Here is a 16257-nt window from a genome sequence, read left to right on the forward strand (position 1 = left end):
AATGGCACATCAACATATATCTTGAGGTTCTTCATGACGGATGAAACTCTGACCCCTGAAGCAGTTGCCGCAGATAGCTCAACCAGCGCCAACACCCCGGCCAATTCTGAGCCCAAACTGAGTGCAGAACTCCTGGCTAAAATGAACGACTACTGGCACGCCGCGAACTACCTCACTGTCGGCCAGATCTATCTCAAAGACAATCCTCTTCTAAAGCGGCCTCTTACTCTCGAAGATGTTAAGCCTCGCCTGCTGGGACACTGGGGCACGACTACTGGCCTCAATTTCATCTACGTTCATCTGAATCGCGTTATCAAGGAGCGCGATCTAAACATGATCTATGTCATGGGCCCGGGCCACGGCGGCCCCGGCATCGTGGCGCATACCTATCTTGAAGGCTCATACACGGAGATTTATCCTCCTGTCGAACAAAACGCAGATGGCATCAAGCGCCTCTTCCGCCAGTTCAGTTGGCCGCTGGGGATTCCCAGCCATGTTGCGCCAGAGACGCCCGGTTCCATTCATGAGGGCGGGGAACTTGGCTACTCGATCGTTCACGCTTACGGCGCAGCCTTCGACAATCCTGATCTCGTGGTGGCCTGCGTGGTCGGCGACGGTGAATCTGAAACCGGTCCGCTGGCTACGAGCTGGCATTCCAATAAGTTTCTCAATCCGGCAACCGATGGCGCTGTATTACCGATTCTTCATCTGAACGGCTACAAGATTGCCAATCCAACGGTGCTGGCTCGTATTCCTCACGAGGAGCTGGAAAGCCTGATGCGCGGCTACGGCTATGAGCCCTTTACTCTTGAGGGCGACGATCCGGCCATCATGCATGAACAGATGGCCGCAGTGCTCGACACGATGCTGGACCGTATCGCTGCGATCCAGAAAGCGGCTCGCGAACAGGGAAGCACCGAGCGTCCGCGCTGGCCGATGTTGATTCTAAAGACGCCGAAGGGATGGACTGGTCCCAAGTTTGTGGATGGAAAGCCGGTTGAGGGCACATGGCGCGCTCACCAGGTTCCCATCGAGATCAAGGGCAATCTCGATCATCTGCGTCAGCTCGAAGAGTGGATGCGCTCCTATAAGCCGCATGAGATCTTCGATGAACATGGTCACTTCCGCGAAGATCTGGCGGATCTGGCTCCCAAGGGCGATCGACGCATGGGCATGAATCCTCATGCCAACGGCGGCCTGTTGCTGAAGCCACTTGTCGTTCCTAACTTTCGCAAATTCGCTGTCGATGTGACCGCGGAAAATCGTGGGCAGGTCGATGAGGAATCCACGCGAGTACTCGGTCATCTGCTTCACGCCGTAATGCAGGCCAATCTTCCGGCGGGAAACTTCCGCCTTTTCGGTCCCGATGAAACGGCCTCGAACCGGCTGGAGGAAGTTGAAGTCGGCACAGGCAAAGCGTGGATGGCCTCAACTCTGGAGGTGGATGAGAATCTCTCTGAGACTGGCCACGTTATGGAAGTGCTCAGCGAGCACATGTGCCAGGGCTGGCTTGAGGGCTACCTGCTCACGGGCCGTCACGGCTTCTTTTCCTGCTACGAAGCTTTCATCCACATCATTGACTCGATGGTGAACCAGCATGCCAAGTGGCTCAAGGTTACGCGCGAGCTTCCCTGGCGCAAACCTATCGCCTCTCTCAACTACCTGCTCACTTCGCATGTGTGGAGGCAGGATCACAATGGGTTTTCGCATCAGGACCCAGGCTTCATCGATCACCTGCTGGTCAAGAAGGCCGACGTCGTTCGCATCTATCTTCCGCCCGATGCGAATACGCTTCTCTCGGTCTCTGACCACTGCCTGCGTAGCCGCAACTACATCAACCTGATCGTTGCCGGGAAGCAGCCGCAACCGCAATGGCTCAATATGGACGAAGCGGTGCAGCACTGTATCGCGGGCCTCGGCGTATGGGATTGGGCCTCGACCGACAACGGTGACCAGCCGGATGTTGTTATGGCTTGCTGTGGAGATATTCCCACACTTGAAACCATGGCTGCTGTTACGCTGCTGCGCGATCAAATTCCCGACCTTAAGATTCGCGTCATCAACGTGGTCGATCTCATGACTTTGCAGCCTACCTCTGAACATCCGCATGGTCTTTCGGATGAAGAGTACGATCTTGCGTTCGGTAAGAATGTTCCTACTATCTTCGCTTTCCACGGCTATCCGCGGGTTGTCCATCAACTGACTTATCGCCGCCACAATCATGACGACATCCACGTGCGCGGTTACAAGGAAGAAGGCACGACAACTACTCCCTTTGACATGTGCGTGCGCAATAACATCGATCGCTACCAGTTATCTTTCGATGTAATTCGCCGCGTGCCGCGTCTGGCCAGCATGATCGAGTCTGCCAGCCAACTCTACAGCGAGAGAATCCAGAAGCACCGCCTCTACGTTGCAGAAAACGGCCAGGATCTTCCCGAAGTCCGCAACTGGAAGTGGACCTCGCGATAGGGCTGGGCTTTCAGTTCAAGAGTTAACAAATCTACGGGTGCCCCATCCTTTGCGCGTGTTGCACGCAGAGGATGGGGGCGCAAATCTCCGCCCGAACCGCTAACAATCCAACAGCAATGCCCCTGGCGTGACCATGCACATACTCGTACTGAACAGCGGCTCGTCCTCGATCAAATTCGCAATCTACGATGCAGGTAAAGATGCTCCGTGCAAGCTGCTGGAAGGCGCGGTAGACGGCATCGGCGCCGATGAAAACAAGCATGAGTTCTGGATCAAATCATGGCAAGGGAACGACGACGGCAAGAAGATCGTCGATGAAAAGCCTGATCTTGCGGACACGAAAGCCGCCTTCGGGGTGATCGGAAAGGCGATCAACCAACCGCCATTTCCACGTCCGACGGCAGTGGGCCATCGCATGGTCAACGGCGGCCCGGCAATCATCGAAAATCAGCGCCTTACGCCGCAGCTCGTCACCGAAATGGAGCGCTATACAAACTTTGCTCCACTGCATATTCCTACCGCGATCTACATCATGCGTCAGTCGATGGAACTCTTTCCGGACGTGCCGAACTTCGTCTGCCTCGACAACTACTTTCATCGCGACCTGCCGGAGGTGACCAGGCATCTGCCGATCCCCGATAAGTACACGCAGATGGGGCTACGCCGCTTTGGCGCGCATGGTCTTTCGTATGAATCTATCGTTGCTCATCTACAGCCAAATATCCCTGCGCGCCTGATTGTCGCGCATCTCGGAAACGGTGCGTCTGTATGCGCCATCCGCGACGGCAAGAGCCTGGACACATCGATGGGTCTTACTCCTACTGGCGGTATCCTGTCAGGCACTCGTACCGGCGACATGGACCCGGGCGTGCTTCTTTTCCTTCTGCGCAAGGTTGGAGAAACATGCAAAGACACGCAGGCCGCTGCCGATCAGCTCGAAGAAATCGTAGATCAGCAATCCGGTCTGCAGGGTCTGAGTCAGTCCATTCATGACATGCGCACATTGCGTGAGGCCATCGACAAGGGCGACGCCAAGGCGCGCCTCGCAGTGGATGAGTTCGTCTACGTGCTGCGCAAATTTATCGGCGGTTACATCGCTGTACTTGGCGGGCTCGACATGCTTGTCTTCACTGGTGGTATCGGCGAGCATGACAACGCTACACGTGCTGAAGTCTGCGCAGGTCTTGAGTTTCTCGGCATCGTTCTCGACGCGAAACGGAATGAGTCGCAGGGCGAAGCTACTATCTCCGCTGCCAACTCGGCTGTTGAAATACGCGTGATACCGGCTGCGGAAGACCTGACTATTGTCTATCACGTTCGCCGCCTGATGGATGAAGCGCGGACGTAATTTGCGTGGGAGAGAATTGCGTCCCACGGGCAAACTCTGACTGTTCTACACTGATGGGTAGTTGCAAAGGGCTTGGGAAATGACTATCGCCGCAATCTCCATCGCAGATCGAACTCCGTCAGCAGGTCTACGCCGCTTTGCCTGGGCTGTACTCGCATACTTCATCGCCACGATACTCTGGGGAACGATCGTTCGCGCGACAGGCTCCGGTGCAGGCTGCGGAGATCACTGGCCGCTCTGCAACGGCACTGTCTTTCAGCAGTCGCCCACGCTGCAGACAATTATCGAATTCACGCACCGCATTACCGCTGCGCTTGATCTCTTCTTCGTTCTCGGGCTGCTGGTCTGGACGTGGCGCAAGACGGTCTCCGGCCATCTTGCACGCTGGGCTGCCGGTGCGTCGGTCTTTCTTACGCTGACCGAAGGGCTGCTCGGAGCGCTGCTGGTAAAGCTGGGCCTCACGGCGGACAGCCGGTCACCCCTGCGGCCACCGTTCCTCGCGCTGCATCTGTCGAATACGCTGCTGCTCGTAGCCACGCTGGCTATGACGGCGCATTTGCTTGGGCGACGCGTCGGCTTTCGCTGGCGTGACATTCGCATCAGTTCTCCACTTGGCACGACTATTGGGATGCTTGCAGTGATGGTCGTCGGCGTAACGGGCTCTCTGGCTGCGCTGGGCGATACGCTTTTTCCCGCAACATCTTTTCGCAGTTCACTGGCCCAGGATTTTTCAGCGGACAGCACATGGCTGCTGCGCTGGCGATGGACGCACCCTACCTTTGCCATTCTCGCGAGCATCTTCCTGATCTGGCTGTTGATTCGCGCTACACGCCGCAGCGGCCCGTGGGATAATCGCGGACTCTCGGCGCTCGTCGTGGGTTTGCTTGTTGTGCAATACGTACTTGGCGCGCTGGATGTATGGCTGCTGGCACCCGTGTGGATGCAGGTCATTCACCTGCTGGGTGCGGATCTATTGTGGTCTGCGCTGGTCGTACTCACAGCGCGACTCACATTGATTCCAAGGCAAACGAAAGCCTGATCGCGATTACAAAATCAACACGCCGGTAGCGGGATAGCTGTTGCCATTTGCGATTGATTCAAGAACAGGCAGTTCCGGAGTCGGCGTCAGCAACTCAATCTTTCCATCGTGTAGCAGGACGGTATCTTCTACCTTGCCGCCGCGAATGCTTGGGTTCCAGGCGAAGACCTGGTTGTTGACAACGCGTTGTGTTCCATCTGGAGTAGCGACCCACTCGCGCTCGATGTAGCCAGTCGCGCCGCCCTGATGATGTAGCTGCTCGTTGCCTGCGAATCCATTGCTCGCATAAGCATCCGCGGCTACTCGAAACAACTCTGCCGAAGTGGCTCCAACACGCGTTGCGTCAAGCAGCGCTGCATTCACCTGTGCCGAGGCATGGAATTTATCCGCTAACTCTGAGGGCATGGATTTGAAATGTGCGAAGCGCGTGATGGAAACGGTGAGTCCCCATTTGCGCGAGCATAGATTCAGCATGGCGTACTGCTGCAATGTCTTCCCGCGCGCGACTGCATGTTTGTACTTGAAGATGCGCTCGTCTGCGGCCATCAAAAACACCGTAGGCAGGATGCCCCTGCTCAGCAGCACTTCGGCGACTTGAGCCTCCATCTCAAACTCGGATATTCCCGGCTCAAGTCCCTGCAAAGCATTGCTCACAGCGTTGCCAGTCTGCGCGCCCAGCCAGCGATATCGAGCTATCTCCGTCTCGTGCAACGACATTCGCAGGGGATAAAGATTCACCAGCAAAAAGCCTGGAATTGCGGTGTCCGATCCTACTTGATCACGGCCCAGCCGCAACGCAGTTTCTGCCGTATCGTCCGCATACCAGGGAAAGATTAGGGGCTCAAAGTCCAGTGCTCCAAACTCTTCATCGTGGAGTCGCGGAGCTTCGTTCGCAGTGGTCATGTAGTAGCGTGAGCCCTCGGCAGTGATCAACAGGGACGCTACTCCGGTCTCGCTGGTAGTACGCACACGTACTTCGACGGCACCGCCTGTCAACCATGCGATATTCTCGCTGCGCCTCAACAAAACGGCATCGAGCCGCTCCGCTTGCAACCATGCGACCAATTGCTGGTGTTTGGCTTCCAGTTCAGCATTCCAGGCCTCTTCTGTAACGATGGTTGCTCCGGCGATGACGAGGCTCTTGCGGATACGCGTGCTCATGTGTTTATTACTCTCCTTCAGGAGTTATATCGAATCAATCTCGTAAAGCTCAATCCCATAAAGCTCAAACCCGTGAAACGAAACAGGACGCCAACTCAAGTCGGCGCCCTGTGCGAAGAATGGATTAATCTTCGAGTTCCGGGTGATAGTAGCTCTCGAACCCAAGATACCGTGTTGCGGCCTCGTGAATTGACTTTGAAACATCGCTGAAGTTCGCGGCAACATGATGCTCGAATCCTTCGCGGCAGATGTACTTCAGTAGCTTCTGCAGCTTGGGGATTTCGGCTACACCTGCACCGCCAAATGTTGTCAGCGGATCATCTGTAAACTGTCCCGGCCCGCAATAGCCGCGGATCACGCCACGCCGATCGTCGGTCGAGTAGCGTGCGTAACTCATGGCACCACTCTTTACGCGACCCACGCATGTTCCGAAGGTGTTTTCCTTGCCCACGGTACCGGCAATGATCTCCTGAAAATCCATCTTGACTTCTTTGAAGAAGTGCTTCGGCAGGTTTGAACAATGGAAGCAAACGCACTTGTCAGGATGGCTGCCGTAGTTGTTGTTCCAGTCGAGCAACGCGCTTGGCGTCCCTGAGGCCAAGGCCAGCATGTACATGCTCAATGTGCCCGGCACATCCACTTCGCAGGCCGATGGAATCAGGTCATTCGACATCATGCTCATGATCGTGCAGGGCACCACGCCAAAGTATTCTTCGAGTGAAGTCCAGCATTGCACTGCGGAGATTGTGACGGCTGTCTCTTTCATCCAGCCATCGATTACAGCACCCAGCTTGGCCATCTTGAGCAGAGCGGCTTCGGGAATGCCGGAGGTGGTGACATAGCTCTTGATCGCGGAAAGCTTGGCCTGCGCAGAGTCATCCATGTCGCCCATCTTGTTGATGCGGCCCAGGATTTCAGACAGATCGATTGGGATAACCGAGATGCCGTGCGTCTCAAGAATGCGCTCGGAGTAGCGAACGGTATTGAATGCCTGAGGACGCGCACCAATCGAGCCGATGCGCAGATTTTTGAGTCCGCCAACAACGCGGCAAACCGCGCCGAACCATTCGAGATCGGCCTTGAATTCAGGCGATGCAGGATGCTCTGTATGCAGCGTAGTCAGCGAGTAGGGAATGCCGTATTGCATCAGGTTGTTACAGGCGCTCATCTTGCCGCAGAAGCTGTCGCGACGCGTAGCGATGGTCATTGCATCGCTCTTGTCGGGAGTAGCTTGCACGAGTACCGGCACCTTGAGCCCTGAGAGCCGCAAGGCATCCGCTACGCCGCGTTCATCGCCAAAGTTGGGCAAGGTGATGATGATGCCATCGATATCGGCTGCGTGCTTCTTGAACAGTTCTGCGCAGCGCTGTGCTTCGGCGAATGTTTCCACTGCGCCAAACTTCGACTCCTGCGCGGTGAGAACGATTGCTTTCGCGCCTGTAGATTCGATTGCTGTGATGATCTCTTCACGTCCGGTTTTAGCCAGGGAATCCGGAAAGAATCCGCGATTGCCTACAACTACTCCGTAGGTCATTGTCTTTTGCGCTGCCATTGCTCAAGCTCCTCATGATTGCGATAAGTTCAGGTTGGACTGCGATCTTCGTACAAAGGTCGTAGCTTATAACTCTTTGCCCGGACGAAAGCGGAGTGAGTAAAACAGTCCAAGCGCCAGCATGATCGCACCCCACCAGACGGGCGCATGCAGATTCGCGAGGACTACATTGGTAAGTTTCCAGTTGCCGGTTACCCACTCCCACATTCCATACAGCATGATCATCACTCCATAGATGGTGAGGAGCACGCCGATAAAAAACCAGATTGAGATTTCCGTCGATTTCATACTTGCCTCCTTACCAGAAAATGATGTTCAAAGCGAGAAACAGGACGACGGCAAGCGCGGCCCAGTACCACTCATTTTTGTAGAAGGGAACGGGCTCTTCCTTGGGCAGTTTGGTTGCGCCATAGACGAGTCCATTCAGCTCCGCAACAGGTCGCGCTGTGCCAAACATGCTCACCACAAAAGTGATGATGACGGTGGCTCCAAAAGACCATAGCGCACGATACATGTTCTCTGCCATGTCCTTGGCGTCGGGCGAAATGGCCACATAGCGCAGGGCCGATGGATCCGCTTTCACCCATGCCCATAGGCCGATTGAGGTGATGGTGCCGATAAGCAATCCCCAGAAGCCGCCCGCTTTCGTTGCCCGCTTCCAGAACATACCCATCAGGATCGACCCGAGCAAAGGCGCAATGAAGAAGCTGAACAGCGCCTGCACGTAATCCATGATGCCCTTGGCATTCATGACAAGATAAGCAGCACCGATGGAGACGACGACACCCAGTATGGTTGCCCATCTGCCTACCGAAACATAATGCTGATCCGGCGCTTTCTTGTTGATCAGAGGCTGATAGATGTCATACGTCCACACTGCGGCGAAGGCGCTCACGTTGCCCGCCATGCCACTCATAAATCCAGCGATAAGCGCGGTGATGCCGAGCCCCAGCAGGCCGGGACTGCAATAACGCACCAGCATCAGCGGCAGCACTTCGTTATAACTATGCAGACCCATTCCAGGGTGGGCGCTGACTACGTCCTCGCCGACCAGGTGCATGAGGCTGCCGTCCGGATTGTGGAGGACCACCAGAGCAAGCAGGCCGGGCAGAATTACGATGAACGGCACGGCCATCTTGAAGTAGGAACCGATGACCGGAGCAATGCGCGCTGAGCGAAGGCTGTTCGCGGCGAGCACTCGCTGTACGACTAGAAAGTCTGTCGTCCAGTAGCCGAAGCTGATTACGAAGCCGAGGCCAAAGACGATTCCCGTCCAATGTACGCCCATCGGGTTATCGGAGAAGTGGCCGACGCCTTTCCACATGTGCAGGTAATCCTGCGTGGGAAAGTTATGAATGATCTGGGCCTTGAGGCCCGTCCAGCCATGTGCTTCGATCAGGCCGAGGATCGGTACCAGCAAGGCACCGCCCCAGATCAAGACAAACTGCAACACTTCATTGAAGATGGCCGAACGCAGACCACCAAGCGCAACATACGCGGCGACTGCCAGGGAGGAAATGACGATGCTGAAAGTTATATCCCAGCCCAGCACCACCTTCATCACCAGCGCCATCGAAAACATGTTCACTCCGCTCATCAGAATGGTCATGAATGCGAAGGAGCATGCGGCGACAATGCTCGACCCCTGCCCGAATCGCAATTTCAGATAGCCGGGTACGGAATGTGTTTTCGACACGTAGTAGAAGGGCATCATCACGATGCCGAGGAACAGCATTGCGGGTACCGCGCCGATCCAGTACCAATGCGCTGCCAGAATGCCGTACTGGTATGCGGAGCCGGCCCAGCCCATCAGTTCGAGCGAGCCGAGATTCGCGGAGACGAAGCTCAGTCCGGCGATCCACGCGGTCATTTCGCGGCCGGCCATGAAGAACTCTTCGCTGGTGTTGGCGCGCTTCTTCAGGTAGAAGCCGATCCACATCACCATGGCGAAGTAAATCACGATGACCGCGATATCCAACGGGCTCAGATGCGCCAGCGACGGAACTCCGATCGCGAGGGAGGCCATCATCGACGACACGAGGCCGCCGGAGGTTGTTGCGGTTGCTGCTAGTTCTAGCATTCGATCACCCGAGTGAGAGCATTTCGTTCCGGAACGGTTTCATGTTTTCCGGAGATGCGACCTTAGTAAATGGGTTTACCTGAAGACCTGTCAAGCAAATTGCTAAATCTTTTTGTAAAGTTCGCCGCGCTGTTTCGCGAGCGGGGAGTTGGAGCCGGAGATTGGCAGCCTGACAGATTTTCTGTGTTTGCTTTTGCGGTATACCCAATTTGACCTATATTGAGAAATCGTTTACCGCGCTAAGATTAGCATGATGGTTAGCGCGACCTGTTTTTGACTGGGGAATGCTCTTTCCCGGCGGATCGCATTGCGCTCTCTGGCATCGCTGGCGCGAATTCCTGTCTGCCAGATCGGCTCGGTTTGATGAGGATATTGGGCCAGAGGTGCGTCTGCATTTTCATTTGAAGACAAACGATTGTTGTTAGAATGGTAAGGTTTCCGCAATGAGCAACCGCTCGTTGCATCGAGTCATCGGCAAATCTCCGGAGCTTTCGTCTGCATCGAGCTTCACCCGTCAGTAGTGGGATAGCAAATCCTCTGCCCGCCTTGTTCAGAATTCTTTTGCCAATGTCGCGTCCATCGGTTTAGGCTTCTCTTCGATATGCAAAATCTTAGAAACATCTCTAGTCAATCGGTTTTCCGCGCAGTTTTCTGCATCCCTTTCGTTGCTCTCGCTGTCTTCGGAATCGCGGTATCGCCGGTCCCTGCCGGAGCTCAAACCCAGGTTCCGGCGTTATCCGGTCCCGTTCCCGATTCGCCAGCCATTGAAGCGGAGGCGCATGCCATTCTGGCAAAGCTTACGCTCGATCAGAAAGTCGAACTGCTGGGCGGAGTCGACAATATGTACACCTACGCCGAACCGTCGGCCAATCTGCCTCAGTTCAAAATGTCAGACGGACCGCTCGGCGTGCGTAGCTGGGGGCCGACCACGGCCTACGCCGGTGGAGCATCTCTGGCCGCCTCGTGGGACCCGGAATTGGCCCGCAAGGTAGGCGAAGGACTCGGCCGCGATGCTCGCGCGCGCGGCGTCAACTTCCTGCTTGCGCTTGGCGTGAATATTGTTCGTTCGCCGGTTAATGGCCGCGATTTCGAATATCTCTCGGAAGATCCATACCTCAATGCGCATCTTGCAGTGCCCTATATCCAGGGCGTGCAGTCGCAGGGAGTAAGCGCAACCGTCAAGCATTTTGCTGCCAACAATCAGGAGTATGACCGCCACAACGTCAGCTCCGATGTCGATGAGCGCACGCTTCGCGAACTTTATTTTCCTGCTTTTGAAGCTGCTGTAAAGGTTGCCAAGGTCGATGCGGTTATGAACTCGTATAACTTGCTCGACGGTGTTCATGCCACGCAGAACGCATTTCTCAATCTCAAGGTGCTCAAAGGGGAATGGGGCTTTCAAGGCTTGCTCATGTCGGATTGGGATGCGACCTATAGCGCGATTGGCGCGGCGAACAACGGTCTCGACCTTGAAATGCCTTATGCAAAGTTCATGAACAGGAAAGAGCTGCTGCCTGCGATCAAAGACGGTAGGGTCAAGGAAGCGACCATCGATGACAAGATTCTGCGTATGCTTCGCGTAGCTTTGCGTTACAACTGGATCGGTCCCAATGCTCGTCCTCAGACTGTCGATAGCCTTTCTCTTTATTCGCTTGCCGATCGCGCAGCTGCATTACAGGGCGCTCGCGAAAGCATCACGCTGCTCAAGAATGAGAACCATGCTCTGCCCATCGATGCGAGCAAAGTCAAGACGATTGCGCTCATCGGTCCTGACGCTTATCCCGCAGTGCCGGGCGGCGGAGGCTCATCGCAAGCCCAGGCTTTTGAACCGGTCAGCATCCTTGCCGGACTCACGTCCCTTGCTGCGGAATCAGGGGCGAACGTGGTCTATGCGCGGGGGCTTCCCCAGGTCAACGACATTTTCAGCAAGACGCACTTTGAAGGTGATGCGCAGATCGAGACCTTTGCGAACCACGAATTTTCCGGCGCGTCGGTCAAGAGCCACCAGGCTCAGATCAACGACCTCAAGCCGGCCATGTGGGATGCCACCGATCCCAACCCGCGCAGCCTGCGCTACACGGCCACTTACAAGCCGAAAGAAAGTGGCAAATATCTATTGCTCGTTGCTGCTTCTGGCGAGGACTCCTTTAGCGTCAAGGTAGACGGTAAGCAGGTTCTCGACCAGCCGCATCGCGAGGGGCAGATTCCGCTTTCTACCACGATCGAACTTACGGCCGGACAGCCTATTCACATCGTTGCGGACTACGTGCCGCATACTCCCGGTGTGCGCCTTTCGCTGGGTCTCGCGCCGGAGTCGTCGCTTATTTCGCCCGAGGCTCTTCGCCTCGCCAAGATGGCCGATGTTGTGGTGCTATCAATCGGCTTTGATGCCGATACGGAGAGCGAGGGTTATGATCGTACCTTTGAGCTGCCCTGGGGGCAGGATGCCCTGATCGACGCGATTGTGGCAGTCAATCCTAAAGCTATCGTCTCTCTTACTGCCGGTGGAGCGGTCGATACACGGCGCTGGCTGGATAAGGTTCCTGCGCTGCTGCAGACTTTCTATCCTGGGCAGGAAGGCGGCACCGCGGTAGCGGAAGTGCTGCTTGGAAAGCAGAATCCTGAAGGCAGACTGGCTGTCACCTTCGATCGCACATGGCAGGAAAATCCGTCGTATAACTTCTATTACTCAAAGGTAGAGGCCGACGGTATTCCGCATGTGAAGTACGGCGACAAGCTGATGGTTGGCTATCGCTACTGGACGACGACAGGGAAGCATGCGCTGTATCCGTTTGGCTATGGCCTGAGCTATACCACGTTCAAGTTCGGCAGCCTATCCGTGCCCCAGACAGTCAAGGTTGGCGGTACAGTCGATGTCAGCTTTGACGTAACCAACACTGGTAGTGTGGCTGGTGCTGAAGTTGCACAGCTTTATGTGTCCGAACCGGCAATGACCGGTGCTGGAGCAAAGGTTCCCCGTCCTGAGCGTGAGCTGAAGGGCTTTGAAAAAGTCCGCCTGGCGCCTGGAGAAACCAAGCACGTCACTTTGAGCCTGAACGCCCGCGACTTTTCTTACTGGGACGAGGCCACAAAGAATTGGAAGATGGACGCTGGTAAATTCCTGATTCATGTGGGTGATTCTTCGGAATCCACTCCGCTGGAAGCAAGCATTACCTCAGTCGAATAAGCAACCAATACGAATGCAGATCGGCCTGCCGCGGAATTCCGCGGCAGGCCGATTTTGTTACGGTCGCGTGGGGTTTGTGGAAAGTATCCATCCAGAGAAGGGAGCAAAGCTGCGAAGGCTATTCAATCAAATCAGGTGGTAGCAATCTTTCAATCTTTCCCCGTGACGGCGAAAGCTGCTATCCTGACCAGCGCACAGCAAATGACCAAGAAAAGCGATTTAGGAAGGCGGTTCGGCAATGTGGTTCCTCGGCATGGATGTAGGTACAAGCGGCACACGCGCAGTTTTGATTGACGAGCGGGGACAAGTCGTCAGCTCTGCCTCCGAAGAACATGCAGCCTTCCGCGCTCCCCATCCGGGGTGGGCCGAGCAGGACCCAGAAGACTGGTGGCGCGCTGCGCAGATCGCCATTCGCGGAGCGCTGGCTGCTGCTCCGCTGCCGCATGAGCCTGTTGCTGGTGTTGGGCTGACCGGCCAGATGCATGGGGCTGTTCTGCTGGATAAAGCTGGTGTCGTGCTGCGCCCGTCGCTTATCTGGTGCGATACTCGCACCCAGCCGCAGTGCGATTGGCTGCATGAAACCATCGGCTACGAGCGCCTCATCGAGTTGACCTGCAACCCTGCGCTGCCAAATTTCACGCTGACCAAGCTGCTTTGGGTGAAAGAACACGAGCCGGAAATCTTTGCTCGCACTGCCCATATTCTCTGCCCCAAGGATTATGTCCGCTTTCGCCTCACCGGCGCTTACGCCATTGATGTGCAGGAAGCCAGCGGCACACTGCTGCTGGATGTGACGAATCGCCGCTGGTCTTCTGAAGTAGCCGCGGCTGCTGGAATTCCTGAAAGCTGGCTGCCCGAGCTATACGAATCACCCGAGGTCTGCGCCACGCTTTCTGCGGAAGCGGCAAGCCTTATCGGCCTCACCGCCGGGACTCCGGTGGTGGCAGGAGCGGGAGACCAGGGTGCAGGAGCGGTTGGCATGGGCATTCTGCAGCCGGGCTCTGTCTCCGCGACTATTGGAACTTCGGGCGTGGTTTTCGCCGCGACTGCCGCGCCGATCAAAGATCCCAAAGGCCGCCTGCATACTTTCTGTCACGCTGTGCCGGGCCGCTGGCATGTCATGGGCGTCACGCAATCGGCGGGATTAAGTCTGCGCTGGCTCAAGGAAACCTTCTTCGCGGGCGATAATTACGATTCGCTCAGCGCTGCGGCAGGCAAGATTGCGCCAGGCAGCGAGGGTCTCGAATGGGCTCCCTACCTGCTGGGCGAACGCACGCCGCATCTCGACCCCGAAGTTCGAGCAGCTTTTGCGGGCATCTCCACAAATCACAGCGCGGCCCATTTTGTGCGGGCGGTGCTCGAAGGCGTGGCTTATTCGCTTGAAGATACCTTTACTCTCTTCGCGGCCCTGGGAATTCCAGTGAGCGGCATTCGTCTTGGAGGCGGCGGTGCACGCGGCCCACTCTGGCGGCAGATTCAGGCGGCTGTTTATGGTCATGCTGTTGAAGTGCTTGTCGCAGAGGAGGGCGGGGCCTTTGGAGCAGCGCTTATGGCCGGAGTTGGCGCGGGGGCGTGGCCTGATCTCGACGCGGCATGTGCAGCGGGCATCAGCGTCGCTGAGCGCATTGAACCCGATCCAAAGTGGGAAGCAGCTTACAGCTCCGGCTACGCGAAATGGCGCAAACTGTATCCAGCGCTGGCGACGCTGCGCTAGGGTTTTCGCTGCAGGTGCAAATACACTTCGGGTAACCCATCCTTGCTGCGCGATAGCAGCAAGGATGGGATTAGAACAGCAGGGATGGGATCACAGGTCTTTGTCTGGCCGTAAGTAAGGAAGGCCCGTCAATAATTAATAATTAGTCCGAAGCCAAGCTAAGTGCGTGGCGGACATCTGCGCCGCGAACCCAGAAAATCACATCCATAGCAATGTTGGTTGCGTGATCGGCAATGCGTTCGAGGTTGCGTGAGATGAGAATCGCGTTCAACGCCTGCGGAGTCTCGGCAGGGATGCGCTGAATGCGTGCCAGCAGGTCAGCCTGGGCCTTGCGATTCATGCGGTCGATCTCGTCATCCATCAGCCGTACCGTGTCGGCAACGTGCGCATCGCCATCCAACAGGGCTTGCAGGGCGGTGCGGATCATGCGTCCGGCGTATTCGCCCATCGCCAGAAAATCTACAGGCAGCTCGACGTCATCCATGTCCAGCACTTCGCGGGTGCGAATCGCGATGCTCATCGACTGGTCTCCAATGCGCTCCAGGTCGCCGTTAATCTTGATCACCGCGAGGATAAAGCGCAGGTCGATAGCCATCGGCTGCTCTTTTGCGAGCAGTTCGTACGCCATTTCATCCAGAGCGCGCTGGGCGGTGTTGATTGCCGTCTCATTCTCGCGTACATACTGACAAAGCCCCGCGTCCCGTCGCAGATAGGCATCCACGGACGATTCGACTGCTTGCTGGGCCAAAGCCGCCATCGCCAGGATTTTGTCCTTCAGTTCGGCGAGCTGTAATTGAAAGTGAATGCGCGGCACGGTCGTTCTCCCTATAAATGATTGTGCATTATTGCATGTTGCCGGTACATAAATATCAAGAAGTAAGTAGACAAGAATGCATCAAATCCGTTATAGCCTGGCATTATTTTTCTGAATTAGTCACCGTTTTCGCGCCTGGAGGTTACTAAGCACTACACTTTGTGCCCGCTCCGGCCGTTTTCGACCTGTCCAGGCCTGGGCGGGCGTTTAATCTGGAAACATGTACGCGCCCCAGTCTGTCAGCTCACAGAAGATGCACAGTATCGACCCCTCCGATCACACGGTTGGCGAGATCTACAAATTGATGGTTGGCCTGATCGTGCCGCGTCCCGTCGCCCTGGTCTCCACTATTGATCGTGACGGAGTTCACAACGTTGCACCTTTCAGCTTTTTCAATGGGGTCGGCTCCAATCCCCCGACGGTGATTTTTTGCCCCACGCTTCGCTCCAGCGGCGATCAGCGAAAAGACACGCTGCGCAACGTCGAGCAGACGGGCGAATTTGTCATCAACATCGTCTCATCGGCGATTGCTGAGGCCACCAACGCTGCCGCCGCTGATGTTGGTCCCGAAGTAGACGAGTTTCAGCTAGCCGGCCTGACGCCTATCGCAAGCGAAGTAATCCGCGCGCCCCGCGTAGCCGAGGCACCGGCGCAACTGGAGTGCAAGCTGCTTCAGATTATCTTTGCTGGAGAAGGTCCGGGAGCTGGCGTGATCGTTCTCGGCCAGATTGTTCGCTTTCACGTTCGAGCCGACCTGGAAAGCAATTTTCGCATCGATCCGGAAAAGCTTGACGCCGTGGGCCGCATGGCTGGTAACACCTGGGTGAGCACGCATGACCGCTTCGAGCTGATTCGGCCTAAATAATTCGGGCCCAGTCATTGGGACCAAA

The 16257-nt window shown here is 56.1% G+C and carries 11 protein-coding genes; 6 read left to right on the forward strand and 5 right to left on the reverse strand.

Features of this window, described 5'->3' with window-relative positions:
* Nucleotides 1-33 precede the first annotated feature (33 nt).
* The 3 genes from OHL19_RS17895 to OHL19_RS17905 all read left to right on the forward strand — a co-directional run bounded on the left by OHL19_RS17895 (nt 34) and on the right by OHL19_RS17905 (nt 4859).
* Complete coding sequence (locus tag OHL19_RS17895) at nt 34-2472, forward strand: phosphoketolase family protein (protein WP_263359168.1); 2439 nt, start codon at nt 34-36, stop codon at nt 2470-2472.
* Between the two features lie 133 nt (nt 2473-2605).
* Nucleotides 2606-3820: an acetate/propionate family kinase gene (locus tag OHL19_RS17900; RefSeq protein WP_263359169.1), complete on the forward strand. Its 1215-nt coding sequence runs from the start codon at nt 2606-2608 to the stop codon at nt 3818-3820.
* A 79-nt stretch (nt 3821-3899) separates the two neighbouring features.
* Nucleotides 3900-4859, forward strand: a complete 960-nt coding sequence (locus tag OHL19_RS17905) for a COX15/CtaA family protein (RefSeq protein ID WP_263359171.1) — start codon at nt 3900-3902, stop codon at nt 4857-4859.
* A gap of 6 nt (nt 4860-4865) precedes the next feature.
* Here OHL19_RS17905 and OHL19_RS17910 read toward each other — a convergent pair whose 3' ends face one another.
* The 4 genes from OHL19_RS17910 to OHL19_RS17925 all read right to left on the reverse strand — a co-directional run bounded on the left by OHL19_RS17910 (nt 4866) and on the right by OHL19_RS17925 (nt 9652).
* The gene (locus OHL19_RS17910; protein ID WP_263359172.1) at nt 4866-6020 is read right to left on the reverse strand and encodes a M24 family metallopeptidase; all 1155 of its coding nucleotides are present in this window, start codon (nt 6018-6020) and stop codon (nt 4866-4868) included.
* 124 nt (nt 6021-6144) lie between these two features.
* Entirely contained in the window at nt 6145-7572 is a 1428-nt protein-coding gene (locus OHL19_RS17915) for an L-fucose/L-arabinose isomerase family protein (RefSeq protein ID WP_263359174.1), read from the reverse strand.
* Between the two features lie 66 nt (nt 7573-7638).
* Nucleotides 7639-7860 carry a hypothetical protein gene (locus OHL19_RS17920; RefSeq protein WP_263359175.1) on the reverse strand — a complete coding sequence of 74 codons (222 nt, stop codon included), beginning with the start codon at nt 7858-7860 and terminating at the stop codon, nt 7639-7641.
* A gap of 10 nt (nt 7861-7870) precedes the next feature.
* Nucleotides 7871-9652, reverse strand: a complete 1782-nt coding sequence (locus OHL19_RS17925; protein WP_317890590.1) for a sodium:solute symporter family protein — start codon at nt 9650-9652, stop codon at nt 7871-7873.
* A gap of 601 nt (nt 9653-10253) precedes the next feature.
* On the opposite strand from OHL19_RS17925, the gene OHL19_RS17930 reads away from it, so the two are divergent.
* Nucleotides 10254-12839 carry a beta-glucosidase gene (locus tag OHL19_RS17930; protein ID WP_263359176.1) on the forward strand — a complete coding sequence of 862 codons (2586 nt, stop codon included), beginning with the start codon at nt 10254-10256 and terminating at the stop codon, nt 12837-12839.
* A gap of 238 nt (nt 12840-13077) precedes the next feature.
* Complete coding sequence (gene xylB, locus OHL19_RS17935) at nt 13078-14553, forward strand: xylulokinase (RefSeq protein ID WP_263359178.1); 1476 nt, start codon at nt 13078-13080, stop codon at nt 14551-14553.
* Between the two features lie 142 nt (nt 14554-14695).
* On the opposite strand, the gene phoU is transcribed toward xylB, so the two are convergent.
* The gene (gene phoU / locus OHL19_RS17940) at nt 14696-15367 is read right to left on the reverse strand and encodes a phosphate signaling complex protein PhoU (RefSeq protein ID WP_263359179.1); all 672 of its coding nucleotides are present in this window, start codon (nt 15365-15367) and stop codon (nt 14696-14698) included.
* Nucleotides 15368-15587: 220 nt separating this feature from the next.
* On the opposite strand from phoU, the gene OHL19_RS17945 reads away from it, so the two are divergent.
* Complete coding sequence (locus OHL19_RS17945) at nt 15588-16232, forward strand: flavin reductase family protein (RefSeq protein ID WP_263359181.1); 645 nt, start codon at nt 15588-15590, stop codon at nt 16230-16232.
* Nucleotides 16233-16257 lie beyond the last annotated feature (25 nt).

The organism is Acidicapsa ligni (assembly GCF_025685655.1).
GTDB lineage: Bacteria > Acidobacteriota > Terriglobia > Terriglobales > Acidobacteriaceae > Acidicapsa > Acidicapsa ligni.